Source organism: Jeotgalibacillus sp. ET6, assembly GCF_029667115.1.
Taxonomy (GTDB): domain Bacteria; phylum Bacillota; class Bacilli; order Bacillales; family Jeotgalibacillaceae; genus Jeotgalibacillus.
On sequence record NZ_JARUIU010000009.1, the window covers coordinates 81,736 to 102,684 of the forward strand.

The following is a 20,949-nucleotide window of genomic DNA, read 5'->3' on the forward strand; positions in this document are numbered from 1 at the left end:
TCTGAAATAAGTGTCTGTAAGAATTGAAGATTATACTTAACTTTCTGTATAAAGGCAGGGGAATAACATGCAGCAAACCGCAGTACAATCTATTCAATCTGATTTAAAAAAAGGAATTCAGGCAGGCATGAGCATTGCAGTAGGGTATGTCCCGGTTGCTTTAACATTTGGATTGCTTGCTAAAACAACCGGGCTTACGCTGCTAGAAGCCATTTTAATGAGTATGCTTGTTTTTGCGGGGGCAGCTCAATACATATCTTTATCTTTAATTGCAGGCGGGGTTGGGATCGGTGTCATTATCTTTAATACTTTTATTGTAAACATCCGTCATTTTTTAATGTCTGCTTCCTTAAATGAAAAGATGGACGACGCACCAAAAAGAACAAAATCTTTATACGCGTTTGGGATTACAGATGAAACGTTCTCGGTTATTGCTACTAGAAATGGGAAATCTTCTGCTTCATACGCACTTGGTGTTATGTTGGTTGCCTATGGAAGCTGGGTCTTAAACACAGGTGCAGGCCATTTAATCGGCGCAAGTCTGCCGGATTTCCTTCAAGCAGCCATGTCCATAGCTCTGTATGCAATGTTTGTGGGTCTTCTGATGCCTTCTCTCAAAAAGAGTATCAAGGTCCTATATCTGGCCCTGATCGCAGGCTGCATTAACAGTGCTTTGATTCTTACGGATTCAATGGAAACCGGGTGGGCAATTATTATTTCTACTATACTCTCTGCTGCTGCAGTCGAGACAGCAATCTTACTTAAGAGGAAGGCGGGAGTTAAATGAATTGGCAGATGCTCATATTAATTGCAGGAATGGCGGTTGTAACTTATATTCCCCGTGTGCTTCCTTTAACTATTTTGGAAGGAAAGGATCTGCCCCCATTTATCCAGTCTTTTTTAAGCAGTATTCCGTATGCTGTATTAGGTGCATTAATATTTCCAGGAATTCTTCTTATCAGGGAAGGCGATGTCTGGTTTGGGCTGGTGGGGGCCTTTGCTGCATTTGCGCTGGCATTGGCTGGAGCTAATGTTATGATCGTGGTCATTGGATCAATTATCATCCTTTCAGGTTATCTGGCTATTTTTTCATTTTAAGGGGAGCCGGGATTTCGTTTGAACCAACCTGAAATGGCGGGAAGAAGGAGTAGAATGGTATAGTATGTGGAAGAATCCATATACATGATCATCTGCTCTTTTTTGCTTTTGTAAAAAACAGGCAGATGGATGAAAGAAATCAGAGAAGGCAGGGAATTAAATGGAGATAGCAGACCGCTTTATCTATGCCTTGAAGCGTTTTTTTAAAGAAGGATTTTATGATCAATCGGCTCAAACAGCCTACTATTTTATGCTGTCAATTTTCCCATTCCTCTTTATGGTTATGTCTATTGCAAGTTTTTTTCCGATTCGGTCAGATGAATTGATTGCCGTAATTCAGCCATATGCTCCGCCAAGTACATATGATCTGATCGAATCTAATTTGTCATCTATCCTTGACTCCGGACAGGGTCAAATTCTCTCGATAAGCGCCATATCTACTTTCTGGCTGTCCTCAATGGCCATTCAGTCACTTGTCCGCTCACTAAATGATACCTATCAAATAAAAAGGGAGAAGCATTTTTTAAAAGGGTTGTTCAGTGACTTCTTTTTAACTGTAGGTTTGATTTTTGTGCTGCCATTGACCATTTTAATACCTATACTGGAGAAATTTGTTCGGCGTTTGGCGGAAAATGCTGTCTGGCTGCAGGTTGATTGGCTGTCATTATGGGGCCCGATCAGATGGGGACTTGGCTCGCTTATTTTATTTTTGTTTTTCTGGCTGCTTTACCGCTACTTGCCCAGCCGGAAATTAGGCTGGAAATCTGTAATTCCGGGTGCTTTATTTGTTACAATTGGCTGGCAGGGGATATCTGAAGCATTTTCTCTGTATGTAGGTTATGGAAATTATACTCAATTATATGGACAGCTGGGTTCTGTTATCGTGCTTCTCGTATGGTTTTATCTAACTGCCTTCATTTTATTATTTGGAGGCTTATTAAACGCCTATTCAATTGAACATAAGAGTCACTAAAGCAAGGGGGAAGAGAAATGTCAGCTATTGTGCTGTTTGATGGGGATTGTCATGTATGCAACTGGAGTATTCAATTTATTATGAAGCGGGATCCCTCAGGAAAGTTTAAGTTTGCTTCTCTACAAGGGGATATCGGCCGCAAACTGACAAAAACCTATAGATCAGATCCTATGATTGATTCTGTTCTTTTGGTTGAGAATGATCAGATGTGGAGTAAATCGACAGCTGCCCTTCGTATTTGCAGGGAGCTTGAGGGACCCGTACGCTATCTTTCATTGGGTTTGATGATTCCAAGGCCTCTGAGAGATCTTGTCTACGACTTTATTGCACGTAATCGGTTTCATTGGTTTGGCAGAAAAGAGCAATGTGATCTTCCTACAAAAGAAGAGCGAAGAAGGCTTTTGGATTAGCCCTCTCCGCTCTTTTTTAATTTTGCAGAAAAACGGTCTTTTAAAAGCTGAATGCAAAGCACAAGACACAGCATTCCCATTAACCATAATAGACCCGCAACACCCATAAGGAAGTGGATTTGATCAACCGCATTATCGATCGGTGTAAGTCCATCTGATTGGTTTCCCAATCCCATCCAAAACAATAAATGAGCGCCAATCATTAAAAACAGATGAATGACCAGCCATAAAAGGATTGTTTTCAGTTCAGGATATTTTTTAACTGACCACAAAGTAAATAGAATGATTCCAGCTGCAACCGCTACATATCCCCATTCGAGGATGGCTAAAAATACAGAATTTAATTCGTAATGGTTCATGAACAGACCCCTTGCCTTGAAGAATATAGTGTATAAACCTATTATTCATGATTCAAGAGGCCAATGCTACCATAATCGATGACGATTTATTGAAATTAAAACACCAGTGAAAATTAAATATACTGAACCCCCTCCTTTGCTGTATTTATTTTGAAGGGAGGGGGTTCAATCTTTACACACCGTGTGTGTCCTTTAAAGTATTCAGTTCTTTCGAGTATTCCATGAACGCTTTTTGATCTTTTTGATCCAATGCGTCATTAATCGCGATTAACAGTTTTTCTTTGCGATGCCTGATCAATATCTCGTTGAGAACCATATCAACGTATATCTCCATCATCGTCATTTCACTTGATTGTTTTTGAGGGACGGTTGACTCATTCATGAATTCTGCGAACGACTTGTTATTTTCCATCTTCATCACCTCTGCTACTTTTTTTCATTATAGTGAATAATCAGAAATATTTCAACCATTAAATACTTTTCTTTTTGCAGTGATTCTTATGTATCAATTGTAAATGTAGTTCTATAGTTTTGTAAAAATATAAAAAAATGTAATTTCATATATACAAGCGTCGACTAAATCGATATTATTATTCCATAATAATAAAAGGGAGTGATTAAATGGAAGATTTTAAACGCGTTGACTCTTACATAATCCATACACATACGATGCTGCTCGAGCCTTGGATAGAGGGAAAGGAAAAGAAAACGATAATATATGAAAAGAATGCCGAGCCTATTATTGCAGAAAAACAGCCTCAGGAGATCATACAGTCTTCCTGCCTCTATTTTTTGTCTTCATATGAAGGCCGGAAATTATCGACAAAGTCTCTGACAAATATTCGCCACAAGCCTCCTATTGTAATAGACCCCGTTACTGGCGTGTATTTTTATTCTACACATTCGGATACAAATCCGCATAATCACTGGGTTTCACTTAAGCATACACATGATCAGCAGGCGTGCCAGGGGAATTATACCAAAGTTTTATTTATAGATGGAAGTGAAAGAAATCTTCCCGTTTCATACCAATCCTTTGTTCAGCAGTATTATAAAGCGTCTCATCTGTTTTGCAAGGCTCAGCTTAACCTGGATGAAATAAGAGAAAAAACGGAGCCTGAGTACACTGTTGAGCGTCAGGCAAACCGATTAATGATTATGGAATATTTGAATCGCATTGAACGTAATCGGGTGTAAATTAATTCTGAAAGGTTATGCCGGCAGATGGAGGCAATTTTTGTTCTTCCATCTTCGTGTTTAACCTTTCCAAAAGATAGAAACGGAGCAGATTTTCCGTATGATTCCGCAGCCTGGGGTTAAAATAATTATGTCTTTCCTCGTATCCTCTATAGATGAATAAATAAGAAGTAAAGGCTTCGTCCGAACCCAGCTTAACCACCTTCATGTTTTTCATTTTCATTTTTTTCTTAACAGCTGCCAAATCCATCTGTGCCGCTTTCATTGCAGCTTCAATAATTTCAAGATAAGGTTTTTTAAGTTTAAAACTGCTTTGCTCAATCAGTTGACGATCCCGTTCCAAAACGGTTAAAAGCATGGGAAAGTAAAAAGCATTTTCCAGTAAGTCACGATCCTCAGCTGGTATTCTCGTCATAATGAATCTCCTCCAAAAAAGAACATATGTTCGTATATATTATTCTACACACATTTTTAGAACTTACAACAGGAATTTTTTTCTTCAGATCATTTGTCAGAGCAGCGTTCGTCAACACGGATATTTTATACGTACCATGTCAGAGGCAGCTTTACTATTTGCATTATTTACAAAAAAATCTGATAATAGAACTTGCAGATTATTTTGTATAACGAAATAGCAGCAGAATGTGGAGGGGTAATGGTGACGGAAAAAAAGAACGTAACAGCAGAGGATTTATATGCAATTCATTCAGCGACAGATCCAAGGTGGTCTCCTGACGGACAGGAAGTCATCTTTGTAAAAACACATATTGATTCAGATGAGCATACATATGTATCACACTTATATCACATGAATGTTTCAGATGGAAAACTCTCACAATGGACATATGGCGACGAAAGAGTCTCTTCGCCAAGGTGGTCGCCGGATGGTGATAATGTAGTATTCGTTTCCAATCGAAGCGGGAAAAACCAGCTCTATCTTTTATCAAAATCGGGAGGAGAGGCAAAGCAGCTAACCAAGGCTGAACACGGTGCCTCCCACCCCATCTGGTCCCCCTGCAGTACAAAAATTGCTTTTACCACTTCATTGAAAAAAGGTGAGACAATTCCTGGGGATGATAATAGGGAAGAGAATAGCAAAAATGATTTAAACGTTTTCGTTACAAGCACGATGAAATATAAAGCGGATGGGTCCGGTTTATTGGAAGAAAAGGAGCAGCATATAGCGATTCTGGATTTGTCTGTAAATGAAGTTAAGCAAATTACTGAAGGGGACAATAGTTATACGATTCTTGACTGGTCTCCGGATGGAGAAAAAATAGCGTACTCAACTAATGATGAAGCAGACAATAAGGATTTCTCGTTTAATAGTGAATTATATCTTTTTTCATTGAAAGATCTTACACGGGATAAAATTAAAACAAACGAGGGATACATCGTAGGGGCTTCCTGGTCTCCGGATGGAGAAAAACTAGCGTATGTGGCAACGGAGAGAACGTATGAAAATGCCACTCACGCAAAGCTCTGGGTTTTTGATTCTGCAAACGGTGACAGCCAATGTATTACTGCAGGCATTGATGCTCCTGTAGGTGACTTCGCAGTAGCAGATATTCAGCAGGGAGCCGTGATGCAAAGCACAGTTTGGAATGACAATGAAAGCTTTTATTTTGTTATGAGTGATCAAGGCAGTGTATCTCTTTATTACGGATCAATAAAAGGGGAAGTATACCCGGCATTAGACGGAGATCACCATATATATGGTTTTGACGTTCATGGCAGCTCCCAGCAGGTGATTGCAGCCATAAGCACACAAACAAATCCCGGTGATTTGCACGTGCTGCATATTCCGACAGGGAAAAATACTCAAGTGACGAATGTTAATAAAGAGTATATTGATAATGTAGAAATAGTTCAGCCCGAATCATTTTTTTGCAAGGGTGCTGATGATTGGGACGTTCATGGCTGGCTGCTGCGGCCTGCCGGATTTACTGAAGGAGAGAACTATCCTTTAATTCTTGAAATTCATGGCGGCCCGCATGCTATGTATGCCCATTCCTTCTTTCACGAAATGCAGCTGCTCGCAGCTCAGGGATATGCAGTTGTTTTCGTGAACCCAAGAGGAAGCCATGGCTATGGACAGAAATTTGTAAATGCAGTCCGTGGGGATTATGGAGGAAATGATTATGCTGACTTAATGGCAGCAGTTGACTATGTAATAGAAGAATACGATTTTATTGACGAAAATCGACTCGGTGTTACTGGAGGAAGTTATGGCGGTTTTATGACAAACTGGATTGTGGGGCATACGGATCGTTTTAAAGCAGCAGTAACTCAGCGCTGCATAAGCAATTGGATCAGTTTTTATGGAGTAAGTGACATAGGGTACTACTTCAGTGAATGGCAAATTCAGGCTGATTTAAACGACATAGATACGCTTTGGAAGCATTCTCCTCTTGCCTATGTTAATTCGATAAATACACCATTGCTTATTATGCACAGCGAAAAAGACTATCGCTGTCCAATCGAACAGGCAGAGCAGTTGTATATTGCTCTTAAAAAACAGGAAAAGACAGCAACACTGATCCGCTTCCCTGAATCTGATCATAATCTTTCAAGAACAGGTAAACCCAAATTGAGAATTGAACGTTTGAACCATGTAACCGACTGGTTTGCAAAATATTTATAAAAACATTAAGGGTCTGCGCTAAAAGGTGCAGACCCTTTGTTTAATTGCAGAAAAATAAGGGAAAAATGAGTACACACCAAATGCAGTATAAAAAAGAAATTATGCTATACTGAAAATGCTAAGCGTATCTATCCCGGTGATTTTAATTTGAGGAGCATTCAAATGACGTTTGAAACGGTTGAAGCATGGTTAACGGTTGAAAATCTTCGTGAAGTGATAGGTGAATACCGCTCGTTTGGACCGCTTTTAGGTTTGCTGCTGCCCATTATAGAGGCATTCCTTCCGTTTTTGCCTTTAGTTGTTTTTGTGGTTGCAAATGCCAACGCATATGGTCTTCTCGGAGGTATTTTACTTTCATGGGCCGGAGCGAGTATCGGAGCTTTGCTTGTTTTTATTCTAATTAGAAGGTTTGGAGACAAGCGGTTTTTGGCCTTTTTACGAAATCAAAAACAAGTAAAAAAACTTACTACATGGGTTGAACGGCACGGATTTGGTCCGCTTTTTCTACTATTGTGCTTTCCCTTTACTCCATCAGCCCTGGTTAATGTAGTAGCAGGGTTATCAAGAATCAGCATTTTTCAGTATATGCTTGCTGTTGTCACAGGGAAACTAGTGATGATTTCCACTATTTCCTTCATAGGAGCAGACATTGTTTCATTAATCAGGCAGCCTGCAAAGACAGGAATTGTTTTGGCTGTTATTATAGTATTATGGCTGGTAGGAAAAAAAGTCGAAGCAAGAATAAATAAAAAAATGGAACGTGATATAATTATTTATGAAAAGCAAGATGATGATGGGAAGTCTGTGAAGATTGAAAGGTTGGAGACTAAATGGACTCATGGAAGAAAGAAGGCTTCGAATGGATCAAAGCACTAGCGGTAGGAATTATTATTGTTTTAATCGTTAGAGTATTTCTGTTTTCAAATTACGTAGTTGAAGGCGTCTCAATGCAGCCGACCCTTGAAGATGGAAATAAGCTTGTTGTGAATAAAATAGGCTATCAGCTGGGCGAGCTTGAACGTTTTGACGTAATTGTTTTTCATGCCAGCGAAGATGAAGATTATGTGAAACGGGTAATTGGTCTTCCAGGAGATGAAGTTTCATACGTTGACGACCAATTATATATTAATGGAGAAGCGTATGATGAACCTTATTTGGATGAGTTTCGTGAGCAGGGATCTGACGAAAGACTGACTGGGAATTTTACACTCGAAGAGCTTACAGATGAAACGGAAGTTCCGGAAGGTATGATCTTTGTCCTTGGTGATAATCGCAAGGAAAGCCTCGATAGCCGGATTTTTGGCTTTGTGGAGCAGGACACAGTAGTTGGAAAAGTGAATTTACGCTATTGGCCTTTAAACGAGATGAATATGACATTTTATGAATAGAGACTGGTCTGAGACTGGTCTTTTTTATTTTGATTCTTCTTTGCTTGTCGCCCCTAAACGCCCGCTTCCACATTTAATGGTATCTAGCTCCAGCGGGCAGCTCCTCGGATCGTAAGCCGCTCCACCATGCAGGCAAAAAGCGCCTATTCGTGCAGGTCGTCTTATGCTTGTCGGAGCTGGACGAGCGCCTTCCGCATTTAATTTAATTGGAGGTTTTGTTGGTTTTTGTCTAGAATAGTTTGGTAAGGGGGGATTTGGGATGTTGCTGACGAATGAAAATATTTGGCTGGGTCCTGTTTATGAGGAAGAGTTTGAGAAGATGTCGAGTTGGTATTTGCATGAGTCATTGGTTAGAAGATTGGATGCCAAGCCATATCGTTTTCAAACCGTTCAGGAGCTGAAGGATTGGTGGGACGGGAAAGATGCCTATTCTCAGCGTTTTGGCATAAGGCTTAAACAGGGAAACGAGCTGATTGGATTTGTAGAACTGGATGGGATTCTGTGGAACCATCGTAATGCGTGGGTCTCGATCGCTATTGGAGAAAAAGCTCATTGGGGCAAAGGATACGGAAGAGAAGCAATGGAGTCGTGCATGCGCTATGCTTTTTTGGAACTGAATTTGAACAGACTTCAGCTGACTGTTTTCTCTTATAACGAACCAGCTGTCCGTTTATATGCGGCACTCGGTTTTACCCGAGAAGGTGTATACAGGGAGTTTATTGAAAGAAACGGCAAAAAGCACGATATGATTTTATTCGGGTTGCTTAAATCAGAATGGAAAGATCCTTTTGAAGGTTCCATATAAGTATTAATAAATAGAACGTATGTTTCGTTACTGGTATAATAAGAAAAAACGGCGGGAGGGGCATAAGTGACTGTTACGATCAAAGTGGGCCGCTCTGGCTCTGGTAAAACATCTGCTATGATGCAGGATATTCAGCAAAAATTAAAGAAGGAACCTGACGGGCATCCTCTCGTTTTACTGGTTCCTGAACAAATGACATTTCAATCTGAATACCGTCTTGCTTCTGAAGCGGCAGGGATGGTGCGCGCTCAGGTTTTCAGCTTTACCAGGCTGGCCTGGCGGATTCTTCATGAAACAGGCGGGGCTGCAAGGCAGTATGTCAATCAAATCGGGATCAATATGCTGATTCGAAAAATTATCATTGAACAAAAAGATGAATTAAATCTGTTTAGCCGGGCTGCTTCAAAGCACGGTTTTATTCAGCATGTTGAATCGTTGATTACGGAATTCAGAAGGTATTGTATACAGCCGGAGGATTTACTTCAACAGGCAGCTGACCTGAGTGCTGAGAATGCACCTAAATCTCTCGTAGATAAGCTTCAGGATCTTGAAAAAATTTATCGTAATTTTGATGATCAGCTGCTTGGAAAGTACATTGATGCAGAGGATTATTTTCGATTGCTTGCGGAAAACATAGCACGTTCTTCCTGGATTAGCGAGGCGGAAATTTATATAGATGGATTTCACAGTTTTACCCCCCAGGAACTTTTAGTGCTCGGTGAACTTATAGAAAATGGAAAAAATGTGACTGTTTCATTAACAATGGATGAGCCTCAAACGAATACAGCACTATTCCGTCAAACAAATGAAACGTTTCTTCAATTAAAAGAACTGTCAGCAAAAAAGAAGATTCCCGTGAACGTGGAGCATGAAAAGAAAAAAAACCGTTATGAATCACCGGATCTCGCATTCTTAGAAGCAAATTTTCAAGAAAGAGGATCAGCTGTAAAGGCCGGTACAGATGTCGTCATTACTGAGGCGGCCAACCGCCGCGCAGAAGTGGAAAGCATTGCCCGGGAAATAAGACTGAAAGCCCGGGAAGAAGGCATGCGTTATAAAGATATTGCCGTATTAATTCGCAACGGCCACGCTTATCATGAATTAATTGAGCCCATTTTTCACGATTATGATATCCCGTTTTTTATTGACGAAAAAAGAACGATGCTTAATCATCCTCTTGTAGAATTTATTCGTTCCACCCTGGAAATCGTGGTCAAAAACTGGCGGTATGAATCTGTTTTTCGTGCAGTGAAAACAGAGCTCTTTTTTCCTGATTTAACTAGAGGGTTTAAAGTCCGGCAGCAGATGGACCGTTTGGAGAATTATGTTCTCGCGCATGGAATCCACGGGGACAGGTGGACCAAAAAGGATAAATTTCATTACCGCCGATTCAGAGGTCTTGACTTCGTTGATACTGCTCAGACAAAAGATGAAGAGAATATAGAGATTGAGATAAACGAAGCCAGAAATTTAATTATAGAACCGATGCAAAGATTACAAAAAAAGCTTGAAAGAAGCAAAACTGCAAGAAATAAGTGCCAGTCTGTTTATCAGTTCTTAGAGGAATTGCAAATTCCTGAAAAGCTCGAACAGCTGTCTTTATTGTCAGAAGAACGAGGAGACATACTTAGAGCAAGGGAGCATGACCAGGCATGGAACGCAATTATGGATTTACTGGATCAGATGGTGGAAATGCTTGGGGAGGAAACAATGGACACTGCGAATTTTGTCGATTTGCTTGATGCGGGTCTGGAATCAATGAATTTCTCGCTAGTCCCTCCTTCGATAGATCATGTGATTGTTGCGGATTTGGAAAACTCCAGACTGCCGGATATTAAAATTACGTTTGTTGCGGGTGTCAATGACGGAGTTATGCCCTCCCGTATTCAAGATGAAGGAATCCTGGCGGAAGATGACCGGGATTGGCTCGAGCGCTCAGGTATGAGAGTTGCACCAAGTGCCAGGACCAGATTGCAGGATGAAGAATTTATTGCTTACAGGGCGTTTACTGCTTCTTCCCAGGGCCTTTATATATCTTATCCGATCGCAGATGAAGAAGGAAAGGCTCTTCTTGCTTCCCCATATATTAACAGGGTGAAGGAGATGCTGCCGGATACAACTATAAAAATGGCGGTCAATGATCCGGTGGAATTGCCGGGTGATAAACAGCTTGACTATATCTCTCATCCCGGAGCTGCAGTTTCCTTCATGACCACGCAGCTTCAGCAGCTAAAACGTGATTATCCTATAGCGGGTGTATGGTGGGACGTTTATAACTTTTATGTTCAGGATGATGTATGGAAACAGACAAGCAGAAAAATTTTGTCGAGTCTATATTACAGCAATAATACACAAACATTGAATTCTTCAACAACTAAAGAGCTCTATGGTTCTTCTATTCTTGCAAGTGTTTCAAGGATGGAGAAATTCAACAGCTGTGCTTTTTCTCATTTTGCCAGTCACGGGCTAAAGCTGAAGGAACGAAGTGTCTACCGTCTGGAAGCGCCCAATATTGGTGAGCTTTTTCACGCAGCTCTTAAATGGATTTCCGAGCAATTAATCATTCGAAAAATAGATTGGAAAAAGGTTACAAAGGAATTGTGTTTTCAACTGGCAGAGGAGTCTGTTCGTCACCTTGCTCCAAAGCTTCAGCATGAAGTTCTGTTAAGTTCAAGCCGCTACCAGTATATTGCAAAGAAGCTTGAGGGGGTCATTGGACAGGCCTCTTATATTATAAGCGAGCATGCGAGGTCAAGCGGATTTGTACCAATAGGCGTTGAAGTAGGATTTGGGCCCAGACAGGAGCTGCCTCCGCTGAAATTCACATTGAGCAATGGCGCTGTGATGGAGCTGCAGGGACGGATTGACAGGCTGGATACAGCAAGTATAGATGAAAAAGTATATTTGCGTGTAATTGACTACAAGTCGAGTGCGAGGGACTTGGATTTTACAGAAATCTATTATGGGCTTTCTCTTCAGATGCTGACCTATCTTGATATCGCTTTGTCTAATTCAAAGCAGCTGGTTAAAGCGGAGGCAGATCCAGCAGGAATTTTGTATTTCCACCTTCATAACCCACTGATAAAAAGCAAAAAACGCCTTACAATGGATGAAATTGAAGAAGAACTGCTTAAGCAATACAAAATGAAGGGCCTCGTTTTGGGTGATGAAGAAGCAGTCAGGCTGATGGATCAGACTCTTGAACAGGGGCAGTCATCCGTGATTTCAGCAGGATTTAAAAAAGACGGCTCACTGCGATCGGATTCAAAGACGGCCAGCAGAGAACATTTTGGTGCAATGAGAACGCACACGCGGACCCTTTTTCAATCGTCTGGAGATCGGATTATGGATGGAGATGTAAAAATCGATCCCTATGAATTTAAAAAAAGGACGCCGTGCCAATTTTGTTCGTATCGTTCTGTCTGTCAATTTGATGAAGCGCTGGAGGGTAATGAGTACAGACAGCTGAAGCCCAAAAAGCCCGAAGATTTATTATTGAGTATGAGAGAGGAGGAGTGGAAGCTTGATACCGGTAAAACCGACTGAAGCAATATGGACAGATGACCAATGGCAGGCAATTTGGGCCAAAGACCAGGATATTCTGGTGGCAGCTGCGGCTGGATCCGGAAAGACGGCCGTTTTAGTTGAACGGATCATTCAAAAGGTACTGACGGACGACAACCCAATTAATATTGATCAATTGCTTGTTGTGACATTTACGAATGCCTCTGCAGCGGAAATGAAACACAGAGTAAGTCAGACACTGGAGAGAGCGTTAAAAGAATTTCCGGATTCCTATCACTTAAGACAGCAAATGAGCTTAATTAACAAAGCCTCCATTTCGACTCTGCATTCCTTTTGTCTGGACGTGATTCGAACCTATTACTATTTAATCGACATAGACCCCGGCTTCCGTATTGCTGATCAAACTGAAGCCGAGCTGCTTAAAGATGAGGTATTGGAGGAATTGCTTGAGAAAAAGTACCTGGAAAGTTCTCATGCATTCATTGGTTTGGCAGAGTCGGTAACAAACGACCGGAGTGATGATGCGCTGCATCAATTAGTCCGAAAGCTTCATACTTTTTCCCGTTCACATGCGAATCCGGATGAGTGGCTCAAACAGATTATTGACCTTCACAACGTACCGGAGGACTACCACATTAATGAGCATCCTTTGGTCGACTATCTTCTATTTCATATCCATTTGGAAATCGAAGGAGCCATTCAACTGAGCAAACGTTCACTGGAGGCAAGCATGCAGCCTGGTGGACCTTATCCTCGCGGTGAAAATTTTCAGGATGATGTGACACAACTGGAAAACTTAAAAAATGCTGCCACGTGGACGGAAATGGATGAGCAGATCAAGCTGATTTCTTTCAGCAGACTAAAAAGCTGCAAAGGACCAGAGTTTGATGAAGAACGATTAGAGGAAACGAAAAAATGGCGTGACCAGGTAAAAAAAATGATGGATTCAATACGTGACACCTTTTTTATCAGAAGTCCCCAAAGCTACCTGGAGGATATGAGAAGGATGACCGGGGAATTAAAGGAATTAGTCGAACTGGTCAAGGAATTTAATCAGCGTTTTTCAGAGGAGAAAGAAGAAAGAGGATTAGTTGATTTTGCGGATCTTGAGCATTATTGTCTGGCGATTTTATCGGACCCTGCTTCAGTGCCGGGACAGCCGGTTCAACCGTCAGAGGCAGCACGTCATTATCAGCAGAAATTTAAAGAGGTACTCGTTGATGAATATCAGGATACCAATATGGTTCAGGAAACAATTCTTCAGCTCGTTAAAACCGGATCTGAAAAAAATGGCAATCTGTTTATGGTAGGGGATGTGAAGCAGTCGATTTACCGCTTCCGGCTTGCGGAGCCAAATTTGTTTCTTCGAAAGTATTCCGCTTTTTCAGGTGAAGAAACAGGGTTGAAAATTGATTTATCCCAAAACTTCAGAAGCCGTCCCCAAGTATTGGATGCGGTGAATTTCCTGTTTAGACAAGTGATGGGACAGCAAGTTGGAGAGATTGATTATAATAAAGAAGCGGAGCTTGTAAAAGGAGCTTCTTACCCGGAAGACCAGACAATATCCGTCCAGCTTACATTAATTGACCAGGCCGCTCCCGAAAATGAAAGGGAGGTGCCTGAAGATGCCATGGATGAAAAAGAGCTGGATAAGTCCAGACTTGAGGCAAGACACATGATCAAAGAGATTCGCAGAATGATTGAAGAAGGACAGCAGGTGTATGATGCTAAATTGAACCGTTATCGTCCAATGCAGTTTCGTGATATTGTCATTTTATCAAGGTCCATGACGTGGACACCTGATATTATGGATGAGTTTCGTCATGCCGGCATTCCTTTGTATGCAAATATTTCTAACGGTTATTTTGAAGCGACAGAAGTAGCGATTATGGTGTCTCTTCTTAAAGTAATTGATAATCCCCATCAGGATATTCCGTTAGCTTCTGTGTTACGGTCTCCGATTGTCAGATGCTCTGAAGAACAACTGGGGAATATCAGAACAGCTGCTTCCTCAGGGACTTACTGGGATGCAGTTCAGGCATTCACACTCACTGGCGGCAAGCTGGAAGATGAAGAACTGAATGACAAGCTGGAACGGTTTATGCATCAGCTTTCAAAATGGAGGTCCATGGCCAGAAACGGAGCGATGTCAGAACTTGTTTGGGAGCTGTACCGGGATACGCAATTCTATGATTTCGTAGGTGGTACACCAGGAGGGAAACAGCGTCAGGCGAATCTACGCGCTTTATACGACCGGGCAAGACAATATGAATCAACCTCATTCCGCGGCCTTTTTCGATTTCTTCGCTTTGTTGAGAGAATGAGAGAGCGTGGAGATGATCTGGGTGCTGCACGCGCTTTAAGTGAGCAGGAGGACGTTGTACGCCTTATGACCATTCACTCGAGCAAAGGACTGGAGTTTCCGATTGTCTTTCTTTCCGGTATGGCTCGTCCGTTTAATGAGATGGATCTTCGCGGCAAGTTCTTTTTGGATAAAGAGCTTGGACTGGCGCTGCCATATGTTCAGCCTGAGAAAAGAATCAGCTATGAAACGCTTCCTCAGCTTGCATTTAAAGAGAAGAAAAAGCTTGAAAATTTAGCGGAAGAAATGAGAGTATTGTATGTTGCGATGACGAGAGCCAAAGAAAAAATGTATATGTCCGCTACGTTGTCAGATGTCTCAAAGTCAATGAAAAATTGGCAGGCTTCAGGAGATCACAAAAATTGGCTCTTGCCCGAATATACAAGAAAAGCTGCAAAATCCTACATGGATTGGATTGGACCCGCTCTTATCCGCCATCCTCATGCAGAAAAAATCCAGCTGAAAAAGCCTGAATGTCTTCTGCAGGATCCGTCAAACTGGTCCATTGATATCGTAGAAGCATCAGGTATTCACAAAACGGAGCAGTCAATCACAAAGGACGCAGTTTATCTTAAATATGTCCAGGATCATCAGCCTGTTCCGGTTAAAACAAACCTTTCAGAAGAAATTAAAGAGAGGCTAAATTGGAAGTATCCTTTTGAACAAGCGACTAAACGGCGTTCAAAGCAATCTGTATCGGAAATTAAGCGAATGAATGAAGTGCAGGATGAACGAAGCGCGTTTGATTTCACCGGAGCACCTTCCAAAAAATTATTTAATCGTCCGAAGTTTATGCAGGAAATGAAAATAACACCTGCTGAAAAAGGGACCATTATGCATATGGTCATGCAGCATGTTCCGTTAGATAAAAAACCTGCACGATCTTCAATTGAAGAACTTTTAAATGAACTCGTTCGGCGTGAACTGTTAACGGCGGATCAGAGACAAGTTGTAGATATTGACCAGATTCTTTCTTTTTTTGAATCCTCCATCGGCATACGACTGTTAAACGCTCATACTGTCAGGCGGGAAATGCCATTTACATTTGTAGCGAGCGCAGCTGAATTAGGTCTCCCGTCTCCTCAAACCGATCAGCAGGACAATGTACTGATTCAGGGAGTCGTAGACTGCCTGTTTAAGGATGAGAAAGGGATGGTCCTGCTTGATTATAAAACAGACCGCATAACCGACCGCTTTGAAAATGGTTTTGAACAGGCAAGAGGGGTCATGCAGCGAAGATACAGTACACAGCTTTCCTTATACAAACTAGCACTCGAGCAAACATTGAATGAGAATATAGATGAAACCATCTTATATTTCTTTGACGGTGGATCTATTTTACCTATGAATCAATAAAAATATCGTGTATGTAATGTCAGTTGAGGCAAATGAAAAAACGCATGTAAAAAGCTGCAGAGTGTCTGTTCATAACGGACATCCTGCAGTTCTTTTTGATTTTACTAATAAACGGAAAATAGATTAAGAACAAATTGAAAAATGCCTGGAGTCCGATCAGGGACCGCCAAGCGGTTTTTTAGGTATTTCCGACAATCGGCTGATCAACACCGGTTGTATTATATGTTTGATTTAAACTGAACCCATTATTATAAATGTGAAAAGGACCGGTGCTGTATGAACCTGATCCGGCAGTGTTTTTCGAAGCGCTTTTAGGTGAGATGAAGGCGGTATCTCCAAATTGTACTGTGCCGCCTCCGATATTTAAAATTTGAATGGGACCTGTAATACAAGGCAAACTGGATCACTCCTTTTGATTCGAGGACTCGGATAACTGTCTGATGTGCTTAACGCGAGACACCATTCGAATATGTTTTGAATCTCCTATATGCAGGACAGAGGAGTTGGAAATTCCCCGTAAAGTAAAAAGATCAACCGTATTAATGCTTGACTGTTTTAAGCAATGAAAAGGAATGGGAAGGGGAGCGGCTGCAGGCCTGTTGAAAATGGCAAACATCGAAAAAGGAGCCTCATCCCCGTAAAACTGTTCTTCCTGTCTTTGCACAGCAATAACCTGAGCTTTACTGTCAATGCTGCAGGAATCCCCAATTTGTAAAATTGAATTTGAGGAGGCAGTCGTAATATCAAGTTTATTAATTTGTGAGGACATGGTTATCCCTCGGGCTGAAGCGGAACAAAAGGTCCGATAATCAGCGACTCAGGGGGAGTATCAAATGCGGAATCAAGCTGAATGGAACAAACGTCGCCAACATGAACAAGTGAAGAGGAAGAAATACTGGAAATTTGTAAATGTGTGATGGTATTTTCCTGCTGATAGACAATCATTGACCCTCAACTCCCTGATTGAGCGGCTGTTGTGACCTGAGTGCATGAAGTGCATGTGTCACATCCCGCTGAACTAATGATATAAGCTGTTCCTGGGTTATAGAAGCACCCTGCTGCAAATGTTCGATCCGCTGAGGAAGCTGCTGCATAAGCTGATCTGTTACTTGATTTGGCGTAATGGGATTACCTGCTGGATCATGAATCATACTGCAGTCAGAAAAAACTGTTGGAATTTGATCATCAATATACTGTCTGATCTGGTCTTCAATTGATGCGCTTTTACGAAAACCGGGAATTTCCACATCCTGTTTATATAGATCAGAAGGAGATAAACCAATAGAAAGAGTACCTTCAAGCGTCTCTACCTTTAGCTGATCAAATTTATATTCAATCTTTTCAATGTGCACACTTGAAGGGGAGGAGGCTCGTTCTTCGAGCTTTTGTTCGATCTTTGATAATCTCTCCATGCATTGAGTAAGCTGCTGCTGCAGAGCTGCTAACTGGTAATAGACTTGCTGCATCCGGGATCCTCCGCCTTTCTTATGGATTCACTTGAGGTACGGTCGTTGTTTTCCCCAGTGTAAAAGCATCAGGAGCAGCCTTAGTGAATTTTCCGGTATTGGCAAGCTCGGCGCGTGATTGTATGCTGCCAACTGTACCGATTTGCAGGATAGAAGAATTGGACATGCTTCCAATTTTAATTTGATTCACACTGATTTGCTGATGAATAATCCATTGAGGTGATCTCATATCGGAAGCCCTGTAATATTTTGATCAAATTGATCAGAATCCCATGTATTTGTGGCGGACTGCTGATTTTGGACGTAAAGGCCGTCACCTGTATTAAACGAACCTGCTCCTGCAAATGTTTTTGTGTTTGATCTTGGCTGAATACTGTAGCAGTCTCCAATATGCATAACAGCGCTTGATCCAATGGAGATGATTTGTATTGAGCCTACAATTCCTGGCATACAAAAACATCCTTTCGCGAATTAATGTAAATGATGATACATTATATGTGGAATACATTAGAACGTGCAGAAAGTGGAGGAGAGCAATGTGAGAGAAGTACAGTCTGTTAAGCAGCAAAACAGAATCCAGTCACTCGATGTGATGCGGGGATTTTCACTAATAGGCATATTTATCGTAAATATGATGGCGTTTCATTCACCGATTTATTACTATGACCCTTACTCCTGGTGGGGGAATTCAATAGATCAGCCGGTTTACTGGTGGATAGATGTATTTGTACAAGCAAGCTTTTATCCGATCTTTACCATTTTATTTGGTTATGGACTGGCGCTTCAATACCGCAATCATAAAGAAAAAGGTACGGCTTTTTATCCTTTTGCTTTAAAAAGACTTGGCGTCCTTTTGATCATTGGAGCCTTACATGCTTTTATTATTTGGTCAGGGGACATCTTAATCAGTTATGCAGTGGTGGGCCTTTTGTTAATCCTGCTTTTGCAATTAGAAGGAAAGCTCCTGTTGCTAGTAGGCTTCCTGCTATTTTTAGTTCCGCAGGTTCTTATGTCAGCGATTTTTATCCTGGCATCTTTTGCAGATCCTACATCTGTCACTTATTTTAATGCTGTTCAGGAAATTCAGTCTTCTATTGAAGCGTATGGCAGCGGGACCTACAGTGAAATTTTTTCTCAGCGTTTAAATGACTGGCTCTATGCTAATAATCCGGCATCGTTTGTATCCCTTGCGATTGCGCTCTTGCCGCTTATGATGATTGGAGCAGGAATTTCGAAGCTGAAGCTATTGGAAAAAGCTGCAGAAAAAAAGAAAATCCTTATGATCATTGTTGTGTTGACGCTGCCGGCTGCTCTTGTTTTAAAAACATCTCCTTATTGGATGGAAGAAAATTTAGCTTATTCATTTATCCAGGATTTTGTGGGAGGGCCACTTTTAGCGTTTTCCTATATGGGTGTGATTGCGCTGTTAACAACAATGCCTAAAGCTGCTAAGTGGCTTCGTCCATTGGGGCAGGCCGGAAGAATGTCCCTCACTAACTATTTGATGCAATCTGTTGCAGGAACGCTTATTTTTTACTCGTACGGACTTGGGCTATACGGGGAAGTCTCCCTGTTAAACGGACTCTATATCGCTCTTGGACTGTTTGTCATCCAGGTGATTTTATCTGAAATCTGGCTATCGAAATTCAGACAGGGACCGATAGAATTTGTCTGGCGCCGTCTAACTTACGGGAAAAATGTAAAATAAACAGACAAGTTAAGCAGAATAATAGTATAATAGAGGGACAATTCAGACTTTAAGGAGTGTTTACCTAATGAAATTTTTATCTTTTCGTTTTGAAGACAAGCTGCTTTATGGTGTTAAAGTAAAGAGAGAAGAAGCAGCCTGGAATATCGTGCGTATTCATAAAGAACTGATTCCAAACGAGGATGTTCCGGCGACTTTGCTCGAAGGAATTCAAAACGGGATGGAACTTCAGGAAACAGTCCGCAAATGCATCCGCGCAGCAGAAGAAAGCAGCCAGGTGTCAAGGTTTAAAGTAAGCTTTACAGATTTAATTTGGGAGGCACCGGTTCCGCGCACACCCAAAAATGTGATTTGCATTGGGAAAAATTATCGTGATCATGTACTCGAAGTAGGGTCGGATAAAGATCTTCCAGAGGATTTAGTGGTTTTCACAAAAGCATCAACTTCCATTACTGGAGATAATTCATTAATTCCATCCTATGAAGAACTAACAGATTCGCTTGATTACGAGGGTGAACTCGCTGTTGTCATCGGAAAGAAAGGGAAAAATATTCCAAAGCAGCAGGCTTTTGATTACGTATTTGGATATACCATCATAAACGATGTGACTGCACGCGATCTTCAAGCCCGCCATAAGCAGTTTTATTTAGGCAAAAGCCTGGACCAGACCTGTCCAATGGGTCCATATCTTGTTTCAAAAGATGAGATCCCAGCACCTGAACAGCTGAGCATTGTGACAAAGATTAATGATGAAATTCGTCAGGACGGCAATACAAGGGATATGATTTTCCCTATTGAGGAAATTATATCAACCCTATCAAAAGGGATGACGCTTGAGCCAGGTGATGTCATTGCCACTGGGACGCCTGCAGGGGTAGGAAAAGGGTTTACTCCTCCTAAGTATTTAAAACGCGGGGATCAGGTGAAGGTTTCCATTCAGGGTATTGGTACGCTGACAAATGAAATAGGGGAATAAGCAGCCTGCAAAAAAATATTACTCATTTTATACAAGAATGTCTTCGCGATGGTTTTGCGGGGACATTCTTTACTTTATCCAAAAGCAAAAAGTCAGATCGGAAGGCTTTGAAGCATCATCAGGAATGGCTGTTGCTAACCTGCCTTTATAGTCGTTCGAATGGTGATTCTGTCATTAAGCTGACAAGGTTTTTACTTCTATTAGAGGGGGAATATGATACCATAAGAAAGGCAATGAGAATATAAGGAGGAATAGCATGTTCGAAACAACGGGGTTACATATTGCATCATGGGTTATAGGAATCATATTATTTTTTGCTGCATACGGGCTGCATAAACAAGGCAATGCAAAAGGAAGTAAAATTACCCATATGATTTTACGTTTATTTTATTTGTTCATCATCGGTACAGGAGCAGCTCTTTTTTTCATCCACTCTAGTATTGATGCAGCTTTATATGGAGTAAAGTTTTTACTGGGTATTTTAACTGTGGGATTCATGGAGATGGTGCTCGTTCGTACGAAAAAAGGAAAATCCACTCAAGTGGTATGGATTTTGCTGGTGCTGGCTCTGCTTGGAACCACCTACCTGGGCTTCCGTCTGCCTGTAGGATATAACTTTTTTGCGTAAAAGAAAAGTCGCTTTAGGGCGGCTTTTTTTATTGACGAAATTCGCTAATTTATT

General features: G+C 41.3%; 23 protein-coding genes. 14 read left to right on the forward strand and 9 right to left on the reverse strand.

The genetic code is table 11. The features are described 5' to 3' along the window. The first annotated feature begins 67 nt into the window (after positions 1-67). From P6709_RS16955 to P6709_RS16970, 4 genes are all read left to right on the forward strand, one after another. A complete protein-coding gene (locus P6709_RS16955) occupies positions 68-787 on the forward strand; it encodes an AzlC family ABC transporter permease (RefSeq protein WP_278242117.1) in 720 nt (239 codons plus the stop codon). Next, entirely contained in the window at positions 784-1,098 is a 315-nt protein-coding gene (locus P6709_RS16960; protein ID WP_278242118.1) for an AzlD domain-containing protein, read from the forward strand. Before P6709_RS16955 ends, P6709_RS16960 begins: the two co-directional genes overlap by 4 nt. A 160-nt stretch (positions 1,099-1,258) precedes the next feature. Then, on the forward strand, positions 1,259-2,071 hold the full coding sequence (locus tag P6709_RS16965) for a YihY/virulence factor BrkB family protein (RefSeq protein ID WP_278242119.1): 813 nt from the start codon (positions 1,259-1,261) through the stop codon (positions 2,069-2,071). A 17-nt stretch (positions 2,072-2,088) separates the two neighbouring features. After that, positions 2,089-2,481 carry a thiol-disulfide oxidoreductase DCC family protein gene (locus tag P6709_RS16970; RefSeq protein WP_278242120.1) on the forward strand — a complete coding sequence of 131 codons (393 nt, stop codon included), beginning with the start codon at positions 2,089-2,091 and terminating at the stop codon, positions 2,479-2,481. Here the strand turns inward: P6709_RS16970 and P6709_RS16975 are convergent. After that, complete coding sequence (locus P6709_RS16975) at positions 2,478-2,840, reverse strand: hypothetical protein (RefSeq protein WP_278242121.1); 363 nt, start codon at positions 2,838-2,840, stop codon at positions 2,478-2,480. The two genes, P6709_RS16970 and P6709_RS16975, sit on opposite strands and share 4 nt — an antisense overlap. Positions 2,841-3,012: 172 nt before the next feature. Further along, positions 3,013-3,252, reverse strand: coding sequence for an IDEAL domain-containing protein (locus tag P6709_RS16980; RefSeq protein ID WP_041056801.1), 240 nt, complete (start codon positions 3,250-3,252; stop codon positions 3,013-3,015). Between the two features lie 209 nt (positions 3,253-3,461). Between P6709_RS16980 and P6709_RS16985 the strand changes: the two genes are divergently transcribed. Beyond that, a complete protein-coding gene (locus P6709_RS16985) occupies positions 3,462-4,037 on the forward strand; it encodes a competence protein ComK (protein ID WP_278242122.1) in 576 nt (191 codons plus the stop codon). A 1-nt stretch (position 4,038) separates the two neighbouring features. Here P6709_RS16985 and P6709_RS16990 read toward each other — a convergent pair whose 3' ends face one another. Next, on the reverse strand, positions 4,039-4,452 hold the full coding sequence (locus tag P6709_RS16990; RefSeq protein WP_278242123.1) for a hypothetical protein: 414 nt from the start codon (positions 4,450-4,452) through the stop codon (positions 4,039-4,041). Between the two features lie 240 nt (positions 4,453-4,692). Between P6709_RS16990 and P6709_RS16995 the strand changes: the two genes are divergently transcribed. From P6709_RS16995 to addA, 6 genes are all read left to right on the forward strand, one after another. Next, positions 4,693-6,681: a S9 family peptidase gene (locus P6709_RS16995; protein WP_278242124.1), complete on the forward strand. Its 1,989-nt coding sequence runs from the start codon at positions 4,693-4,695 to the stop codon at positions 6,679-6,681. Positions 6,682-6,843: 162 nt separating this feature from the next. Further along, a complete protein-coding gene (locus tag P6709_RS17000; protein ID WP_278242125.1) occupies positions 6,844-7,557 on the forward strand; it encodes a TVP38/TMEM64 family protein in 714 nt (237 codons plus the stop codon). Then, positions 7,512-8,069 (forward strand): signal peptidase I, encoded by a 558-nt coding sequence (gene lepB / locus P6709_RS17005; RefSeq protein ID WP_278242126.1) that lies wholly within the window; start codon positions 7,512-7,514, stop codon positions 8,067-8,069. The genes P6709_RS17000 and lepB overlap by 46 nt, the downstream gene beginning before the upstream one ends. 259 nt (positions 8,070-8,328) lie before the next feature. Beyond that, positions 8,329-8,874, forward strand: coding sequence for a GNAT family N-acetyltransferase (locus tag P6709_RS17010; protein ID WP_278242127.1), 546 nt, complete (start codon positions 8,329-8,331; stop codon positions 8,872-8,874). A gap of 66 nt (positions 8,875-8,940) precedes the next feature. Further along, a complete protein-coding gene (gene addB, locus P6709_RS17015) occupies positions 8,941-12,420 on the forward strand; it encodes a helicase-exonuclease AddAB subunit AddB (protein WP_278242128.1) in 3,480 nt (1,159 codons plus the stop codon). Further along, a complete protein-coding gene (gene addA, locus P6709_RS17020) occupies positions 12,398-16,117 on the forward strand; it encodes a helicase-exonuclease AddAB subunit AddA (RefSeq protein WP_278242129.1) in 3,720 nt (1,239 codons plus the stop codon). The genes addB and addA overlap by 23 nt, the downstream gene beginning before the upstream one ends. Positions 16,118-16,295: 178 nt before the next feature. Here the strand turns inward: addA and P6709_RS17025 are convergent, their stop codons facing one another. From P6709_RS17025 to P6709_RS17050, 6 genes are read right to left on the reverse strand one after another with little or no spacing between them, the layout of a single operon-like run. Next, positions 16,296-16,514: a spore germination protein gene (locus tag P6709_RS17025; RefSeq protein WP_278242130.1), complete on the reverse strand. Its 219-nt coding sequence runs from the start codon at positions 16,512-16,514 to the stop codon at positions 16,296-16,298. A gap of 6 nt (positions 16,515-16,520) precedes the next feature. Further along, a complete protein-coding gene (locus tag P6709_RS17030) occupies positions 16,521-16,886 on the reverse strand; it encodes a spore germination protein GerPE (protein ID WP_278242131.1) in 366 nt (121 codons plus the stop codon). 2 nt (positions 16,887-16,888) lie between these two features. Continuing rightward, entirely contained in the window at positions 16,889-17,062 is a 174-nt protein-coding gene (locus P6709_RS17035; RefSeq protein WP_278242132.1) for a spore gernimation protein GerPD, read from the reverse strand. Then, positions 17,059-17,583: a spore germination protein GerPC gene (gene gerPC, locus P6709_RS17040; protein WP_278242133.1), complete on the reverse strand. Its 525-nt coding sequence runs from the start codon at positions 17,581-17,583 to the stop codon at positions 17,059-17,061. The genes P6709_RS17035 and gerPC overlap by 4 nt, the downstream gene beginning before the upstream one ends. Positions 17,584-17,602: 19 nt before the next feature. Then, positions 17,603-17,812: a spore germination protein GerPB gene (locus P6709_RS17045; RefSeq protein WP_278242134.1), complete on the reverse strand. Its 210-nt coding sequence runs from the start codon at positions 17,810-17,812 to the stop codon at positions 17,603-17,605. Beyond that, positions 17,809-18,033, reverse strand: coding sequence for a spore germination protein (locus P6709_RS17050; protein WP_278242135.1), 225 nt, complete (start codon positions 18,031-18,033; stop codon positions 17,809-17,811). The genes P6709_RS17045 and P6709_RS17050 overlap by 4 nt, the downstream gene beginning before the upstream one ends. A gap of 88 nt (positions 18,034-18,121) precedes the next feature. Here P6709_RS17050 and P6709_RS17055 point away from each other — a divergent pair, with 88 nt between their 5' ends. From P6709_RS17055 to P6709_RS17065, 3 genes are all read left to right on the forward strand, one after another. Beyond that, positions 18,122-19,291 carry a DUF418 domain-containing protein gene (locus tag P6709_RS17055; protein WP_278242136.1) on the forward strand — a complete coding sequence of 390 codons (1,170 nt, stop codon included), beginning with the start codon at positions 18,122-18,124 and terminating at the stop codon, positions 19,289-19,291. Between the two features lie 67 nt (positions 19,292-19,358). Beyond that, complete coding sequence (locus P6709_RS17060) at positions 19,359-20,267, forward strand: fumarylacetoacetate hydrolase family protein (protein WP_278242137.1); 909 nt, start codon at positions 19,359-19,361, stop codon at positions 20,265-20,267. A gap of 256 nt (positions 20,268-20,523) precedes the next feature. Then, a complete protein-coding gene (locus P6709_RS17065) occupies positions 20,524-20,895 on the forward strand; it encodes a YisL family protein (protein WP_278242138.1) in 372 nt (123 codons plus the stop codon). Positions 20,896-20,949: the final 54 nt, after the last annotated feature.